This window comes from Sphingobacteriales bacterium (assembly GCA_016719635.1).
Classification (GTDB): Bacteria; Bacteroidota; Bacteroidia; order Chitinophagales; family JADIYW01; genus JADJSS01.
This window is the reverse complement of record JADJYT010000001.1, coordinates 1-16810: the sequence shown is the minus strand read 5'-3', so window position 1 is coordinate 16810 and position 16810 is coordinate 1. Positions and strand designations below refer to the sequence as shown.

21 protein-coding genes are annotated in these 16810 nt (G+C 37.2%); 4 read left to right on the top strand and 17 right to left on the bottom strand.

The window, feature by feature from the left end; all coding sequences use genetic code 11:
* Positions 1-3 precede the first annotated feature (3 nt).
* The 3 genes from IPM95_00105 to IPM95_00095 all read right to left on the bottom strand — a co-directional run bounded on the left by IPM95_00105 (position 4) and on the right by IPM95_00095 (position 3698).
* Positions 4-2022, bottom strand: coding sequence for a hypothetical protein (locus tag IPM95_00105; GenBank protein ID MBK9327720.1), 2019 nt, complete (start codon positions 2020-2022; stop codon positions 4-6).
* A gap of 222 nt (positions 2023-2244) precedes the next feature.
* Positions 2245-2721 (bottom strand): hypothetical protein, encoded by a 477-nt coding sequence (locus IPM95_00100; GenBank protein MBK9327719.1) that lies wholly within the window; start codon positions 2719-2721, stop codon positions 2245-2247.
* 5 nt (positions 2722-2726) lie between these two features.
* Complete coding sequence (locus IPM95_00095) at positions 2727-3698, bottom strand: TIGR02594 family protein (GenBank protein MBK9327718.1); 972 nt, start codon at positions 3696-3698, stop codon at positions 2727-2729.
* Positions 3699-4346: 648 nt separating this feature from the next.
* Here IPM95_00095 and IPM95_00090 point away from each other — a divergent pair.
* Positions 4347-4589, top strand: a complete 243-nt coding sequence (locus IPM95_00090) for a hypothetical protein (protein ID MBK9327717.1) — start codon at positions 4347-4349, stop codon at positions 4587-4589.
* Here IPM95_00090 and IPM95_00085 read toward each other — a convergent pair.
* The 3 genes from IPM95_00085 to IPM95_00075 all read right to left on the bottom strand — a co-directional run bounded on the left by IPM95_00085 (position 4564) and on the right by IPM95_00075 (position 9218).
* Entirely contained in the window at positions 4564-5445 is an 882-nt protein-coding gene (locus IPM95_00085) for a tyrosine-type recombinase/integrase (GenBank protein ID MBK9327716.1), read from the bottom strand. The genes IPM95_00090 and IPM95_00085 overlap by 26 nt on opposite strands.
* Positions 5432-6367 (bottom strand): tyrosine-type recombinase/integrase, encoded by a 936-nt coding sequence (locus tag IPM95_00080; GenBank protein MBK9327715.1) that lies wholly within the window; start codon positions 6365-6367, stop codon positions 5432-5434. The genes IPM95_00085 and IPM95_00080 overlap by 14 nt, the downstream gene beginning before the upstream one ends.
* A gap of 136 nt (positions 6368-6503) precedes the next feature.
* Positions 6504-9218: a toprim domain-containing protein gene (locus IPM95_00075; protein ID MBK9327714.1), complete on the bottom strand. Its 2715-nt coding sequence runs from the start codon at positions 9216-9218 to the stop codon at positions 6504-6506.
* Between the two features lie 142 nt (positions 9219-9360).
* Between IPM95_00075 and IPM95_00070 the strand changes: the two genes are divergently transcribed.
* The gene (locus IPM95_00070) at positions 9361-9726 is read left to right on the top strand and encodes a helix-turn-helix transcriptional regulator (GenBank protein ID MBK9327713.1); all 366 of its coding nucleotides are present in this window, start codon (positions 9361-9363) and stop codon (positions 9724-9726) included.
* Between the two features lie 92 nt (positions 9727-9818).
* Here the strand turns inward: IPM95_00070 and IPM95_00065 are convergent, their stop codons facing one another.
* Genes IPM95_00065 through IPM95_00040 form a run of 6 tightly spaced genes read right to left on the bottom strand, consistent with a single transcriptional unit; the run spans position 9819 to position 12767 of the window.
* Positions 9819-10043 carry a hypothetical protein gene (locus tag IPM95_00065; protein MBK9327712.1) on the bottom strand — a complete coding sequence of 75 codons (225 nt, stop codon included), beginning with the start codon at positions 10041-10043 and terminating at the stop codon, positions 9819-9821.
* Positions 10044-10045: 2 nt separating this feature from the next.
* Complete coding sequence (locus tag IPM95_00060; GenBank protein MBK9327711.1) at positions 10046-11119, bottom strand: RHS repeat-associated core domain-containing protein; 1074 nt, start codon at positions 11117-11119, stop codon at positions 10046-10048.
* 17 nt (positions 11120-11136) lie between these two features.
* The gene (locus tag IPM95_00055) at positions 11137-11817 is read right to left on the bottom strand and encodes a hypothetical protein (protein ID MBK9327710.1); all 681 of its coding nucleotides are present in this window, start codon (positions 11815-11817) and stop codon (positions 11137-11139) included.
* 18 nt (positions 11818-11835) lie between these two features.
* A complete protein-coding gene (locus tag IPM95_00050) occupies positions 11836-12108 on the bottom strand; it encodes a hypothetical protein (protein ID MBK9327709.1) in 273 nt (90 codons plus the stop codon).
* Positions 12071-12364 (bottom strand): hypothetical protein, encoded by a 294-nt coding sequence (locus IPM95_00045; protein ID MBK9327708.1) that lies wholly within the window; start codon positions 12362-12364, stop codon positions 12071-12073. The genes IPM95_00050 and IPM95_00045 overlap by 38 nt, the downstream gene beginning before the upstream one ends.
* Before the next feature lie 22 nt (positions 12365-12386).
* On the bottom strand, positions 12387-12767 hold the full coding sequence (locus IPM95_00040; GenBank protein ID MBK9327707.1) for a hypothetical protein: 381 nt from the start codon (positions 12765-12767) through the stop codon (positions 12387-12389).
* Positions 12768-12905: 138 nt separating this feature from the next.
* On the opposite strand from IPM95_00040, the gene IPM95_00035 reads away from it, so the two are divergent.
* Entirely contained in the window at positions 12906-13106 is a 201-nt protein-coding gene (locus IPM95_00035; protein ID MBK9327706.1) for a transcriptional regulator, read from the top strand.
* A 12-nt stretch (positions 13107-13118) separates the two neighbouring features.
* Here the strand turns inward: IPM95_00035 and IPM95_00030 are convergent, their stop codons facing one another.
* The 3 genes from IPM95_00030 to IPM95_00020 form a co-directional block, all read right to left on the bottom strand.
* A complete protein-coding gene (locus IPM95_00030; protein ID MBK9327705.1) occupies positions 13119-13607 on the bottom strand; it encodes a hypothetical protein in 489 nt (162 codons plus the stop codon).
* A gap of 81 nt (positions 13608-13688) precedes the next feature.
* On the bottom strand, positions 13689-14273 hold the full coding sequence (locus IPM95_00025; GenBank protein ID MBK9327704.1) for a hypothetical protein: 585 nt from the start codon (positions 14271-14273) through the stop codon (positions 13689-13691).
* A gap of 26 nt (positions 14274-14299) precedes the next feature.
* Complete coding sequence (locus IPM95_00020; protein MBK9327703.1) at positions 14300-14497, bottom strand: hypothetical protein; 198 nt, start codon at positions 14495-14497, stop codon at positions 14300-14302.
* 633 nt (positions 14498-15130) lie between these two features.
* On the opposite strand from IPM95_00020, the gene IPM95_00015 reads away from it, so the two are divergent.
* A complete protein-coding gene (locus IPM95_00015; GenBank protein MBK9327702.1) occupies positions 15131-15373 on the top strand; it encodes a hypothetical protein in 243 nt (80 codons plus the stop codon).
* A 255-nt stretch (positions 15374-15628) separates the two neighbouring features.
* Here IPM95_00015 and IPM95_00010 read toward each other — a convergent pair whose 3' ends face one another.
* Entirely contained in the window at positions 15629-15850 is a 222-nt protein-coding gene (locus tag IPM95_00010) for a site-specific integrase (GenBank protein ID MBK9327701.1), read from the bottom strand.
* Positions 15851-15913: 63 nt separating this feature from the next.
* Entirely contained in the window at positions 15914-16219 is a 306-nt protein-coding gene (locus IPM95_00005; protein MBK9327700.1) for a hypothetical protein, read from the bottom strand.
* Positions 16220-16810 lie beyond the last annotated feature (591 nt).

The window sequence follows — 16810 nt, the reverse complement described above, 5'->3', positions numbered from 1 at the left end:
ATATCACAATTTATCTAATCTATTTTTCCATCCTTTAATATTAGCGTTATAAACCTTACTTCCACTTAATGACTCATAATAATTTAATTGTTGTGTTTTAAATTCTTCAGTAAATTCATCTGCATCTAATGTATTTAAAGTATTAATTTGATCATCTGTTAACTTTTTTGCATCTATAGAATATGTAGTACCGGCTAAATTATTTAATGTAGTTTTTACACTTTTATTTACAATAGCAGGAGTTAATACACTTTGGTCTAATATTGCATTTTGTGCTCTACTGCTATTTATGTCATTAATTCTATATTTTTCAATTCTAGTCTTAAAATAATAAAATTGTGCTTGTAAAGAAGAAATTTTCGCAATATTATCGGCATTATTATCAATACCAAATAATTGAGCTGCTGGTTTCCATTCTCTATTTTCTGCTATTCCATAGTTTGTTTTTCCACCAGGATCTGTATTTAAATCTACATAACCACCTTCTGATTCTAATATTCCATCTAATAAATCTTGTACTGGTTTTGTAAAAAAAGCTTTATAAATATTTTTCTGTATACTTTCATTAACATCAAGTATACAAACACTATTCCCTGCAGTTTGCAATAAATTATTCTTTAAATTTAAATATGACAGACTCATACCTTTTTCTTGTACTTGTAAATATAGTTGTTGGATTTTTTCAACTGTAGAATTATTTAATACTCTTTTATAATTTGTTGATTTATCATCAGAGCCAACAAAATTGCCACTTTCAGAATAGTAGTCATCATCACCATTAGGGTCTACTTTAATAATTGGATTATTACTAAAAGCATCATAAGAACTTTTCCATGGTTTTAAGACAGGGTCAACATTCCATCGTCTTCCAAGTCTTCCATCGTAAACCCAAAATTCTGCACTAGTAACAGATGTGTTAATTTCCGTTTCACGCTCCTGACCGTTGAAAGAGAACCGATATCTATTCAAAGAACTATATGAAGCTAAAGTAACATTTTTTCCGGGCATTTGCATCCCGAACGGGTAAAATTGCTGTGCCGTCAGCACCCTCGCCAGGTAGCCCACCGCCCCTTTTGTGCCGGCGGCGTACGTCTTCACATCGCTCAGCGTCGCCATTACATTGCCCAGGTGGTTGCTCAGCTCGTACTGCCGCCGTGCGCTGTAGCGCACATACTGCCCGTACACACCAGGCGTGGTGATGTCGTAGCGTATCGTATCCTGATAAGTGCCCAGCCGGCTGCTGCCGTAAATAGCATATTCCACATCCACGGCATGCCCCTGCCAGCCGCCCAGCGGCGTGCTGCCCGTAAACGTGCCCGGTATCGGATAAAAGCGTTTGCTCTCCGTCGCCAGCACATTGCCCTGCGCGTCCCGCCAGTAGTAGGTGGCGTCATAGGTGCTGTCCTTTCCGGCAGGCACCGGGTGTTTCGCGTTTTTCAGCAGCTTGGCGATGCGGTTGCCCGCCGCGTCGTACAGGAATTCCATCGCCGGCTTGCCGTTCTTAAAAAAGATCTTTTCGATCTTGCCGTACACGTTCCAGCGGATGCTGTCTATGTTTTCCGCATTGTCCTTCGTCAGCTGCCCTATCGCGTCGTAGTCGTAGTTTGCGCCTGCCAGCTGCGCGCCCAGCACGCCCTGGTCGTCGATGTCTTCCGTAAACGCCGTCTTGTTCGTCTGCAGGTCATTGACGTGGTACAGTTTATTGTTCGTCAGCTTGCCCGTGGCGGCGTTCACCGGATAGATATAGGTCAGCGAGTCCATCAGCGCGGCGGTGGTCGGCGCGGCGGCCGTGTACGAACTGCGGTTCAGCTTCAGGATATTGCCGTTTTTGTCATAGGTGTACGACGTGCGGGCTTTGTTGGTCATCGTGGTCAGGTAGCTGTTCAGCGTGGTGGCGTGCGGCAGCAGTGTCTGCGACTCCACGATGCGGTTAAGCTGGTCGTATTTGTATTCTTCCAGCGTCCATTTCAGCGAGTGGTTGGTTGGGAGCTGTTTTGACGGGCGGGTGTTTGTTGGTTGCAAACCAAAGGCGAGTATTTTGATGGTTTTTGATGCTTTAATTGCCGTTTTGCTACTACAATTCTTGCGGTTCGTAGTTGACAGGTGACGCTTCCCTCGCTAATGCCATCCAAAGCTAAACACCTGTCACGGGCAAGGGGTGACGCTTACCTACGCTTCTTTGCCTCGCTATGCTAAACACCTGTCACGGGCGAGGATTTTTTACCATACTTGGACTAGTTGGTGTTACCCTGCACATATTATTGAAACAAGATAATATTTTTTATCGTCTGTGTTAAATTTAAATTTAAAGTTTCTACTCTTCTCAAATCCATTTTGTTTATATTCAATAACAACATCCAAGTCTTTATTCCCATTTATTATCGATTTATACTGTTCTATTTGTTTGATAGTATGTGCATCAAAAATAACATTAATATTCTTACAAAAAGAAGCCTCATCTAATAACCCTCCATATTCTCTATTACTAAAACATTCAACAAATATTGGAAAGCCTTTAATTATTGTTACAATAGAATCAGAATCTTTATAATTTTTTAAAATAAAATTAATTAAATTCAATCTACATGTATTATACACAAATGAATCTATATTATTATTTTCTAATATTTGAAGTTGTTCAATATTGTTATTTTTACCACCCTTTGTATTACATGAAATAGCAAGTATAATAACTAAAATAGTATGAAAAATATATCTCATATTTATTATTTTGTACTTCCACCATTTGCAGCAGTTCCTGTGAAAGTTGATTTCAAATAATTTTGATTTTTATCTAATGGCGTAGAATTATAATTTGAAGGCATAAAATATTCAAAGTTACTTTTTATAGGATAAATACTAATATTTACTTCATCATCTTGATTACCTCCTAAAACATACAAATTACCTTTTCCGTCTAAACCAACTACAAAACCAATATGATTATTCCCAAAAGTAACTAATGCTCCATATTCAGGTTCATCAATCTGTACCCCATCAGTCCAATTATTCCACATTCCCATCCAATTCTCAACAGCTAAAGGATTAGTTGATTCACCTGTATATCCACTTTCTTCTAAGCAATAATTTACAAATGCACCACACCAAGCTGTTTTATCCATAGTCGACCTCATGTCGCTAGGCACTCCGTCATAATTTAAATATTTCACAACTTCTGGGTTGTTCGCATCTTTATTTAGATCCTCTTTTATGCCAATTTGTGATTTTGCTTTATCAATCCATGGTGTTCTTCTTTGTTTATAACTCCTTTTATTTTTATTATTATCTACTGTATATACAGTAACATTAGTTATTCCATTATTTTCAGATATTACTTGTGCATTTTCAACTGTTCCCTTTGGTGCCAAAAGTACTGGTGTAATTCCGTAACTAATTCCATTACTAAGACAAAAAGCCAACCACATACCTGTTGAAGAATTAGGACTATATGTTGCATTATCATAAGCAGAAGTGTAACCAGCTATTTCTGTATATCCAACCCATCTATATTCAGAAATATCTTTTGAATTTAACTTGACTTTTTGTCCTTTACTGTTATATGGTTGCCATTCTAGTCCATCCAAATCAACACCATCAATTACTCTATTCATTGCAAACGCATATGGTGTCCAGCTTGGATAACCTTTAGTTAATGGGTCAACACTTAACCAACATTGCACTACCTTTTTACCTACCATACCATTACTGTACGCTACTTTTAGCGTTGGTTCAGTTTGATAATATGCAAGTTTTAGGCAACCCAATTTTTTACTTTTTATTCGGGATAAATTTACGTAAAAATATCGGAACACTTTTTATTTTCATCTGAAAAAAGCCCCGCAGGGTATTGACTTTCCATATCTTACAGCTATTTCATTTGAAAAAAAGTACAGTTCATTTATTCGGTGGGTAATACATCGGCTCGATTTTTTATAATTAATGCCCTTGTACAATGCTTCATTTTAGTACAAAAGCTGTTGGGCATTGATTATAAAAAATGAGCAAACAACCGCAGGGCGTTAGTTTTTTTCAATTAATAATCGTGGCTTTGCCACACCTTACGCCTGTGGCTTTACACTTGCTTGAACGGAGTGAGGTGTACTATAAACTCAAAAAATAAATCTTTTTCTTTTGCCCCTGTACCGCTGTTCGGGTGGGTAGCGTGGGTAAAAAATAATAAAAATAAATTTGAGTTTGGCTGGGTGGCTATTGCGTATAAGGCTTGGCTTGGCGATCGTTTTAATGTCGCCAAACCATCCTTATACGCTGTAGCTTACGGCTGTTTTTTCTGGCGTAGGTTTTTGTTTTGTGCGGTGGCTGTAGCTCTTTGATTTTTGCTTTTACCATTGAAAAAAATAAACAGATTAAAAGCAAAAAGCAATGTGCTACAAGTGTGTGGGTACAAAAACTATGACAGAAAAACAGACGGCACCCAAGCCAAGCCAATTTATTTTTATTATTTTTTTTGCGTTGTTGGGTGGGCTATTATTTCACAGGGGCAAAAGAAAAAGATTTATTTTTTACCGCTTCCCTTTCGCTTTGCTCAGGGTTACGCTTTTGATTTTATTGTAATGGGTGTAGTTTATTGATATTGGCTTTCAGTTCTTCTAATCCGCTTTGTTTGTATTCTTCGGTGCTTCCTGCTCTTCGGTGTCCTGCAAATACTTGTACTAATCTTATATCATTATTGGCTTTTAGATAGTGAGCAATTACGCTTTGTCTTATCTTGATTGGCAATAGTTTTTCGTGTGGCTTTCTGTCCTGATTAATCATTCGGTTTATTATTCCTGGAAAGAGATTTTTACCTGCTTCCGATAATATAAATAGTTCACTTTGGGTTTGGGTTTTATTGATTATTTCGGCTCTTGTTCCGTTTATGTATTTGTAAAATAGCATTATCTGATTGGGCTTTAAATGTAGCGTTCTGCCTTTGTTCTTTACGTTTCCTGTTACTTGTATCGTTCCTTTTTCTAAATCTATTTGACTGATTTCTATTTGAGTAACTTCTAAAACCGTCAAGGCTTGATAAATTAAAAGGCTGATTATTACTTCATCTCGCTTTTGCATTACTTGATTTTTGGCTTTGTAGCTTTGTAATAATTCTTCTAAAACTACCGCACTGTAAAGGCTTTCTACTTGTATGCTTCTATTGATTTGGTCTTGTAAATAGAGCTTTTGGCAAGGGTGGTCTTTTCGCTTTCCTATGGCTACTAAATACCGATAATAGATTTTGATTGCAAATAAATTGTTCCGTAAACTTTTTGGGTGAAGCTGTAATTTTCGTAAATATCCAATGTATTGTAAAACGTCTGTATAGCTTGCTGTTTCTGCCTTTTCTTGCATATAAGCGGTGTATCTCAATATGATATTTTCATAACCGCCTATACTTGTTTTGCTGTAATGTTCTTGTAAATATTGCTGTAAACTTTGCTCATTCGTCTTCATCTAATATCATCTGTTTTAACTGCTCTTGGCTTATATGGGTGTAAACTTCTGTAGTTTCTAACTGGCTATGTCCTAAAAACATTCTCACTTGTTCCAAGGGTACTTTTTGCTCTATTAAATGGGTGGCTATGCTGTGGCGTAAATTGTGTATGGTTATTTGCTTGTCTATTATGGTTTTGTTTTCGGTTCGGTGTATGATTTTTTTTAGGTATTTGTTATAAGTCCATTTCATTATTCTTGTGTTCTTACTGCCTATCATAAAGGCTCTTATATCTTTGGTTTCTATATAAATTCTGGTCTGATAAAAATAATTTTCCAAGTCTTTTACTACTCCGTTTGATAGTGGTATCACTCGCCTTTTATTAAATTTTCCTGCTGGTACTATGATTATATTTTCTCTTAGTTTTATGTCTTCAATATTTACGGCAACTAATTCACTTACTCGTAATCCACAACCATAAGCAAGGCTTAAAATGGCTCTTTCTAATAGGTTTCCGCAGGTGTCGTACAGTTCTTTGATTTCTGTTTGGGTCAATACATTTCTTGTTTGTTCGCTTTTACTTGGATAAGGGAACTTTAGCGTACTGGTGGGATTATTGATTACTTCGCCATTGGTTTGAAGCATTATAAAAAATAGTTCTATGCTTCTTGTGTGGTTATAGGCTGTTTTTAGGTTTAGTTTTTCGCCTGTTATTTTATTGGGTCTGTCTTTTATGTGGTTGTAATATTCGGTGATTAATGGGGCTGTAATGGCTTGTAGTTCTTGTATTCCGCCCATTTCTGCATAGTGTAAAAACTCTTTTAAATGTCTTGTCTTGGTATTGCTTCCGTGTTTGCTGTGTCCGAGCATCAGCAAGTAATCTAAAAAGGCTTTTGCTTTCTGTTGATAGGTTTCGTTTATGACTATAATTGAACTTTTCATACTGTCCATTCCCTTTTTTGGCGAACACCGAACACTAGGCTGTTTTTCGGCTTTATCCCTTTATTATCAATGTGTTTAGCGTTCGGTTTGGTGTTCGTTAGTGTTCGGTATTTCCTTAATTTCTTACTTTTACTAATCATATTCCTATCTTTTGCAGTTGATTATTTAAATCGTCTTTTAGCTTCGCTCTTACTTGTGCCATATTATCCCAATAGCTTATTTTATACTTAAATCCTTTGTTCATAAAGCCATATTGCTTTAAGTATTCTAATTGTACCAACTTGTTTAGATTGTGCTGTAACTGGGTTTTCTTTAGTCCTGTGGCGTTCATCGCTTCAAAACGTGTAAACTCATATTCTCTATTATTCTTGGCTTCTACCATTATTTTTATCCATTCAAAAAACTGCCTTACACTTCCGTCTAATTCGTCCATTTTTAGTAAAATACTTTCAAACAAAATATCTATGGCATCTTTTACATCTTCTTTTTCTGTGATTAATCTGCCTTGATTGTCTTGCTTTCGTTGGTACTGTTTTAAGATTGTGATTTGCTTGATTATGCTTTGGAAGAGTTGGTTTAATCTTCGTCTTTGGTGTACTTCATTGGGTAGTTGTATCAGTTCTGCAAAGGGATTGATTACTTCATAAGGCTTTAATAATCGCATACAATTTTGTATAAATTCGGTGGTTTCTTTTTCGGTTTTGCTGTCTATTTTTCCGCTTGCTTTTTGGTTTTGATAATTGATTACTTTTTGTGTTTGCTCTTTGCTTTCGTCTATCGTGATTACAAAACATCTGCCTAAATTATCTTCGTAATACTCGCCTTTGGTGGTGGCTGATAGCGAAGCTATCGGGCCACGAACTATTTTTTCGCCACTTTCAAACTTGCCGTTGTCTTGCTTTTGGGTGCTACTGCTTATTAAAATATCATTGCTCTGTAATTCTCTAAATGCTAGTAACGCCTTTTCTTCCAAGCCGTCTGCATCTTCAATAACTATGAGCATATTCATTAATTCGTATTCGCCATAATTGTAAAAACTGCTTTCGGTTACTCTTGTAAATCGCTTTACATCTTCGGGTGGCATTAGGTTGGCTATGACCTTTATTTGGGTGGTTTTTCCGCTTCCGCTGGTACCTTGTACGATTGAGTGCAAAGTTTCTTTCATCTTGTAACTACTGGCTATTACAAACAATAACAACCTGCTTTTTTCTTCGCCTACTACACCGCTTTTGCCTATGAGTTCGTTTAGGTTTTGCAGTACATTTTTTTGCTTCATAAAGCCAATACATTTACTGGCTGTGGCTTCGCTTACTTTGATAATTACTTTTTTGGTGCTGTGTAGTGGTTGATTTTGTTGTTCTGTTTCTCTAAAGTTTTCTAATAAATGAGTGAGTAATTGCAAGTCTTTTTCTATGCTATCTTTGCGTACTTGGATCAGGTCGCTTACTGTGTCTGCTGTGCTTTGTATTTGTTTGTAATCGCATAAGTCTACTTTGGTTCGGTAGTCTTGTTTGGTTTCTTTATGGATAATTTGCAGGGCTATTTTTAAGCTGTCCAACTGTGGTTTTAATCCGCCTTTTACCGTATAGTTTGCACCCATTCCACTAAAAAATATATTGTTCGGGTTGTCTGTGTTTAAGTGGTGGCTTGGGTTTTGGTTGATTTGGACTACTTCAGCTTTTTTATTTTCAACTGGTTTGCCATTTGTTTTTTCATTTGAAAAAGAAAAATTTATTTCTTTAACTTTCTCTTTTACTTCAGATATTTTTTGTTCTACAAATGCCTTTCTTTCATTCAATAAATGGATTAATATTTCTGCTTCGTGTCCTTGTCTCAAGCTGTTTATGTCTTCGTTTTCAGGTGTTTCTACTATGCTTATTTTGGTTTGTGACTTTTGTTCTTGTAGTAGTTTACCATATTTATTTATCGCTTCTTTTCCTGCATTATCTCCGTCAAAAAACAATATGATTTCTTCTAATTCTATCAGTTCTTTAATGGCTGTTTGGTGTTCGTCTGTTAGTCCGTTCGTTCCGTAGAGTGATAGTATTTCATATTCTGCTGTAATTTCAGGCACTTGTAAAAGTGTGGCTCCGTCTATGATTGCTTCGCATAGTATTAGTTTCTTGGCTCTGCTATTTGGGTAATGTGGATATAATCCTGCTCTTTCTTTTAAATAGTAATGTTTGCTTTCTTTTTCATTTAATGTACTTCTAAAATATAGCCCTGTGATTTGATTTTGCTTGTTTCTCAAGGCAAAAACAATACACCATTTGCCAAAAGGTTGATAGGCTTTTTCGCCTGTTCTTGCTACTAAATTTTTATCTATCAATAAGCCTACTTCTAAAGCTTGATTGATTATTTCTTCTGTTTTTCTTGCTCCGTGGTGGAACTGTCCTGCATTGTAGCCTACTTCTATTTGCTTAAAATCTAAATTCCTTTGCTGTAAATATTCTTTGGCTGGCGGGCTGTTGTGTACAGCATTTCTAAAGTAGGTAAACATATTGGCAAGGAATGTTTCTCGGTTCTGCATTGGCTTACTTGGCTGTACTATTGTGGTATTATTTGTTACTGGTGCATCTACTCCGATTATCTCAATGGCTTTTTTTATGGCTTCGTGTTTGGTGCTACTTTCTTTATACAATATAAAATCTATTACATCTATGGCTTTACCGTGGGTTTTGCAGTTGCTACTAAAACAATATGCCGTCTGTGTTTTCCAATACAGTTGCATACTCGGTGTTTTGTCTTCGTGGAATGGGCAACATATCCGATTATTCTTGGTCGCCTTGTAGCCGTAGTACCCGATTAGGTTCGCTAATGTGAGCCGTGATTTTATTTCTTGTATGTCCATAAAAACTATTATTTAAGTTTGACCTTATATTTTATATAAGTGCAAATATAAGTATAAAGTTATAATTGCAAATAGTTTTTAGAACTATACTTTACTTAAACCTTATAAATAACTACTTTTGCAGTATAAATATTCATTCTTTATGGAACTTTCAACTTATATTTCAGAGAATATCAAGCGGTTACGCAAGATTAAAAACCTTTCTCAAAAGGAAGTCGCTATGTCTATTGATATTGCACAGGCTCAATATTCTGTCATAGAAAGCGGTAAAACCGTTCCTACGCTGGTTACCTTGGATAAAATCGCTACGGTGTTTGAAGTGGATATTTCACAACTGGTTAGAAAAACCAATGTGTCAGAAGAAGATATAAACCTTTCTATTCTTGACAAAGTAAAATTGATTGATACTTTAGACAAAGACGAAAAAGCCTGTCTACTTAAAATGATTGATATTACTATCGCTAAAAAGAAAATGAAGGATAATTTGGCTACACTTATGCAGGATTAAAAATATTTTGTGCCATTTTGAACACTTATAGCAACTGGGTAAGTTGCCATTTAGGATAATGAAAAAAGCCACTCAGTGAGTGGCTTTTTTGGTTACTTTGCATCTCTATATGTAACATTCCAAAGGCTTGGGGTATCATCAAAATCAATACTTTCGCCTTTGTAAAATAAAGTCCAAAGTGGCTCATCTGGAAAATCATTCATTCTTAAATAGCATATATCACTTGGATATTTGTCAGTAATAAAATCCCTATCTGTGTGTATTAAAGGCGACCAATTTAAAGGTAACCAAATAAGTCTATTGATTTTTTTAAACATAATTACTCCCCATATTTTTTATTAACTGCTGGATTGGGTTTTGTTCCGCCTTGCATTATTTTCTGATAATCACCCGAATACTTAGTATTGTAATAATCAAAATCTCTAATTGGGTCTGTAATATCTAAATTTGCTGCAGCTTTTCTATCTGACATTAAATCTCTTCCTTGTTGTTTTAATGCATTTCTTTGTCCGACAACCGATCTTGCATTAGCTTCAGTGGGTGCAAGATTTATATCAATTCCTTTAACTTTATCACTATACCATTTTCGAACACTTTCACCATCAAAACCACCTGTCATTTTTCTAATCTGTTCAGCTCCATAGCCCATTTTATCCATTAACCCATTAATTACGGATTTGCTTCCATATTTGTTTAATATTTGACCAAATCCACCACCTGCAAGGTCGCCAATAAAACCTGTCGTAAAATCCATTCCTGCTTGTTCAGCAGTGTAGCCGTTTGGATTGTTCATAGCATTAACAACAACATCTCCTGAAGCACTTAATGCTGCTCTTCCAATTTTTCCGCCTGGTGTTCTCCAAGGTATTAACCCTTCAGCTCCTGACCTTGCAACTTGGTAATAATTAACATTATCAAATGCTTGACTCCAACTCGAAGTATTTGAATTAAACAAATAATCCATACTTGCCTGTGCTAACATATCTGCTGCAGCTCCTGCACCTGCTTTTAATAGCCAAGGTATGATTGGTATTCTGCCGTCTGGGTCAACAAATAAAACTGGGTTGTTAAAGCAAAAAGAGTAAGGGCTGTGGCTTGGCATTTTGTGTGCTAACGGGTCAACACTTAAGAACTTAGCAATACGTGGATTGTAAATTCTGAAACCATAATCATATTGATTACCGTTACCTGATACTTCATTATCCATCTCTTTACCATTAAAGCCGAAACGATACCTATTCAAAGAACTATACGAAGCTAAAGTAACATTTTTTCCGGGCATTTGCATCCCAAACGGGTAGTATTGCTGCGCCGTCAGCACCCTGGCCAGGTAGCCCACCGCCCCTTTCGTGCCGGCGGCATACGTCTTCACATCGCTCAGCGTTGCCAGCACATTGCCCAGGTGGTTGCTCAGCTCGTACTGCCGGCGTGCGCTGTAGCGCACATACTGCCCGTACACACTCGGCGTGGTGATGTCGTAGCGTATCGTATCCTGATAAGTGCCCAGCCGGCTGCTGCCATACAGGTTGTACTCACATCCACGGCATGCCCCTGCCAGCCGCCCAGCGGCGTGCTGCCCGTAAACGTGCCCGGTATCGGGTAAAAGCGTTTGCTCTCCGTCGCCAGCACATTGCCCTGCGCATCGCGCCAGTAGTAGGTGGCGTCATAGGTGGTGTCCATGCCGGCAGGGACCGGGTGTTTCGTGTTTTTCAGCAGCTTGGCGATGCGGTTGCCCGTCGCGTCGTACAGGAATTCCATCGCCGGCTTGCCGTTCTTAAAAAAGATCTTCCCGATCTTGCCGTACACATTCCAGCGGATGCTGTCTATGTTTTCCGCGTTGTCCTTCGTCAGCTGCCCTATCGCGTCGTAGTCGTAGTTGGCACCCGCCAATTGCGCGCCCAGCACGCCCTGGTCGTCGATGTCTTCCGTAAACGCCGTCTTGCTCGTCTGCAGGTCATTGACGTGGTACAGCTTGTTGTTCGTCAGCTTGCCCGTCGTCGCGTTCACCGGATAGATATAGGTCAGCGAGTCCATCAGCGCGGCCATGGTCGGTGCGGCCGCCTTTGTTGGTTTGCAACCAACAAACCACATTCCGAACAGTATCGCACGTCAATCATCACCATATCCATGTATTAAAAAGCCCCAGTTTTTCTCATTTTTAATATAGTATCTCGCACTACTGTAGCGGTAATCTTCCGCTGTTGTGCACACACCTGCCTTTACAGGATTGTCGTGAATATAATTTAATTTTTGTTCATACACCTTGGCTGTCCGTAATTCAACGCTCAATGAGTTTCGCTGCCACACCTGATATTTCCGGTCTCTTAAATTTACATCAATTTTCTCAATTACAGCAGGCTGGTGCGTTTTTAAATGCTTCAAAATTTCCTTTGCCGTATAATGCAAAATCACGCTGTACATCCGACGTCTGTATCCTTTTCTGATTCTCCATATCAGGTGAAAATGATTGTCCATGATTACAAAGGCATGTACCGCTATTTTCCCTTGTTCCGTTAAATACCGAAGGCTTTCTGTAATTATAGCTTTTTGCCTCCAGGCTTCCAATCAAATGAAGCCATTCATAGCACGTGATGGTGATAAACTCAGGAAAATGCTCTTCATAAACTACGTTTTGCATTTTACTAATTTAAAGAATTATATCAAATAGGCGGTTGCGGTGCTGTTTTGACGGGCGGTAGTTTGTTGGTTGCAAACCAACAAAGGCGGGGGTTGCAAACCAACAAAGGCGGGACAGCAGGCTGGTGCGTTTTTAAATGCTTCAAAATTTCCTTTGCCGTATAATGCAAAAAATCACGCTGTACATCCGGACGTCTGTATCCTTTTCTGATTCTCCATATCAGGTGAAAATGATTGTCCATGATTACAAAGGCATGTACCGCTATTTTCCCTTGTTCCGTTAAATACCGAAGGCTTTCTGTAATTATAGCTTTTGCCTCCAGGCTTCCAATCAAATGAAGCCATTCATAGCACGTGATGGTGATAAACTCAGGAAAATGCTCTTCATAAACTACGTTTTGCATTTTACTAATTTAAAGAATTATATCAAATAGGCGGTTGCGGTGCTGTTTTGACGGGCGGTAGGTTTGTTGGTTGCAAACCAACAAAGGCGGGGGTTGCAAACCAACAAAGGCGGGGATAAGATTTCAAAGCTGTTCGGTATGACTGTGGATGAGATTATCCATTTTGAAGGTAAAGTTCCTAAAGAGGTTAAAATCGAAGATAAAACCACTAACGAAAAATTACGACTTATTGAGCAATTGGAAGAAGAAGACAAGCAAGCCGTTTATCGTATCATTGATGGTATGCTTACTAAAAGCAAGTTCAAAGATTTCTTTAATAAAAATGTAGCTGCTCTTTAAAGCAAAAGCCACCTAATCGGTGGCTTTTGCTTTTCTTATTCTAAAAAATTGTATCACTAATAAAACCAATGAGAGCAAAGCTCCAAGCATAAATAAAAACTTGTTTCTATCTACTGTATAGTATTTTTCCTTACTTACTTCATACCATTGGTATTTACTCTTTGCCTGCTCAAAATCTGTATTGCTTAAATCCTTAAAACTTATTTGGGGATTGCCTTTTTTACTTTTGTATCCTGTTTCGTATGAAGTAAGATATTTGATGTTATTTAGGCTGTCTGTGCATTTCACAATTACAGAAGTATCATTGTAGCCGTAGGCTAAAAAATCTTTGATTGTAAAATTTGTAGTTTCATATCTAAATCTACTGCCTATTAACTCAAAATCATCTTCATCCTTTAGTGTAAACGAAAATTGTCCTCCATCGTGTGGCTTCAAATTATAAGGCATTTTTTCATTACAAAAACTACATTCCAAGCCATAATGAAAAACCTGCTTTATCATATTTTAGATAAAATATAGTGCAGATAATAAATGAAGCACTAAACAGTATAATCCATACATTTTTTTTCATACCAATACAGATTATTTTTTTTCCTCTACTGGTTTAAAAAAGAAAGTCCTTTCTCTTGTTTTATATGGATATGGTGTGCCTCCCCATTCTAAATTAGGCCCCATTTCATCAGCCTTATACCTGTCCCAAACTTTACCTAAAGTCCTTTCTGCTACAAAATTGGGATCCCAAAAACCATCTGTTCTATTGGACGAGTTTTTATTTGTGTTGGTAAACAAGGTAAATGTTACTGCACTTGAAGTACCATTATTTGTTACACTATAATCGACCCCTGTATTTCCAATATGAAATGAGTTTGGTAAGTCTGTCATATCAACAGAAAAATATCCTGTAGCTTGAACCTTTTCAGATGTTATTTTGGTAAGTTTTGTTTGAAACTTATCAGAACCTAACAGTTGACTTGTTGATTGGTCTCCTACATCTGCAGCTGAACCACTTCCGTTATCGTAGTGAGCTTTCGCTTCAGTTGTATTATTTACAACTGGTCCACTTGCTGATTTAGTACCTACCCACAGACTACCACTTGCAAATGATTGACCTTCTTTTAAGTTCAATACTCCTTTTGCATTTGCAGTTACTCCGCCTCTGCCTAACATCTGCATTGCATTACTTTGGCTTGTTCCTAAAATTTAGCCATTGAATACGAGTTGTCGCCTTTCTGTGCTACAAGATTTCCTGTTGCATCCCATTCCCATTGTCCGTCTGGGTCGGTGTATCGTATTGGGTTACAGAAGAACGCTCTATATGGTGACCAACCTGGTGCATCAGCTGCTCGTGGGTCAACACTTAACCAACATTGCACTACCTTTTTACCTACCATACCATTACTGTACGCTACTTTTAGCGTTGGTTCAGTTTGATAATATGCAAGTTTTAGGCAACCCAATTTTTTACTTTTTATTCGGGATAAATTTACGTAAAAATATCGGAACACTTTTTATTTTCATCTGAAAAAAGCCCCGCAGGGTATTGACTTTCCATATCTTACAGCTATTTCATTTGAAAAAAAAAGTACAGTTCATTTATTCGGTGGGTATTACATTTGTCGATTTTTATAATTATGCCCTTGTACAATGCTTCATTTTAGTACAAAAGCTGTTGGGCATTGATTATAAAAATGAGCAAACAACCGTAGGGCGTTAGTTTTTTCAATTAATAATCGTGGCTTTGCACACCTTACGCCTGTGGTTTTACACTTGCTTGAACGGAGTGAGGTGCACTATAAACTCAAAATAAATCTTTTCTTTTGCCCTGTACCGCTGTCTGGGTAGCGGGTAAAAAAATAATAAAATAAATTTGAGTTTGGCTTGGTATATTGCGTATAAGGCTTTGGCTTAAGGATCGTTTTAATGTCGCCAAACCATCCTTATACGCTGTAGCTATGGCTGTTTTTTTCTGGCGTAGGTTTTTGTTTTGTGCGGTGGCTGTAGCTCTTTGATTTTTGCTTTTACCATTGAAAAAAATAAACAGATTAAAAGCAAAAAGCAATGTGCTACAAGTGTGTGGGTACAAAAACTATGACAGAAAAACAGACGGCACCCAAGCCAAGCCAATTTATTTTTATTATTTTTTTTGCGTTGTTGGGTGGGCTATTATTTCACAGGGGCAAAAGAAAAAGATTTATTTTTTACCGCTTCCCTTTCGCTTTGCTCAGGGTTACGCTTTTGATTTTATTGTAATGGGTGTAGTTTATTGATATTGGTTTCAGTTCTTCTAATCCACTTTGTTTGTATTCTCTTCGGTGCTTCCTGCTCTTCGGTGTCCTGCAAATACTTGTACTAATCTTATATCATTATTGGCTTTTAGATAGTGAGCAATTACGCTTTGTCTTATCTTGATTGGCAACAGTTTTTCGTGTGGCTTTCTTGTCCTGGTTAATCATTCGGTTTATTATTCCGGAAAGAGATTACCTGCTTCCGATAATATAAATAGTTCACTTTGGGTTTGGGTTTTATTGATTATTTCCGGCTCTTGTTCCGTTTATGTATTTGTAAAATAGCATTATCTGATTGGCCTTAAAATGTAGCGTTCTGCCTTTGTTCTTTACGTTTCCTGTTACTTGTATCGTTCCTTTTTCTAAATCTATTTGACTGATTTCTATTTGAGTAACTTCTAAAACCGTCAAGGCTTGATAAATTAAAAAGGCCATTATTACTTCATCTCGCTTTTGCATTACTTGATTTTTGGCTTTGTAGCTTGTAATAATTCTTCTAAACTACCGCACTGTAAAGGCTTTCTACTTGTATGCTTCTATTGATTTGGTCTTGTAAATAGAGCTAGGAAGGGTGGTCTTTTTCGCTTTCCTATGGCTACTAAATACCGATAATAGATTTTGGATTGCAATAAATTGTTCCGTAAACTTTTGGGTGGAAGCTGTAATTTTCGTAATATCCAATGTATTGTAAAACGTCTGTATAGCTTGCTGTTTCTGCCTTTTTTCATATATGGTGTATCTCAATATGATATTTTCATAACCGCCTATACTTGTTTTGTTGTATCGTTCTTGTAAATATTGCTGTAAACTTTGCTCATTCGTCTTCATCTAATATCATCTGTTTTAACTGCTCTTGGCTTATATAGGGTAAACTTCTGTAGTTTCTAACTGGCTATGTCCTAAAAACATTCTCATTCCTCTTGTTCCACTTCTGGTACTTTTTTGCTTCTATTAAATGGGGGTGGCTATGCTGTGGCGTAAATTGTGTATGGTTATTTGCTTGTCTATTATGGTTTTGTTTTCTTTTCTGTGTATGATTTTTTAGGTATTTGTTATAAGTCCATTTCATTATTCTTGTGTTCTTACCGCCTATCATAAAGGCTCTTATATCTTTGGTTTCTATATAAATTTCTGGTCTGATAAAAATAATTTTCCAAGTCTTTTACTACTCCGTTTGATAGTGGTATCACTCCGCCTTTTATTAAATTTTCCTGCTGGTGGTACTATGATTATATTTTCTCTTAGTTTTATGTCTTCAATATTTACGGCAACTAATTCACTTTACTCGTAATCCACAACCATAAGCAAGGCTTAAATGGCTCTTTTCTAATAGGTTTCCGCAGGTGTCGTACAGTTCTTTGATTTCTGTTTGGGTCAATACATTTCTTGTTTGTTCGCTTTACTTGGATAAGGGAACTT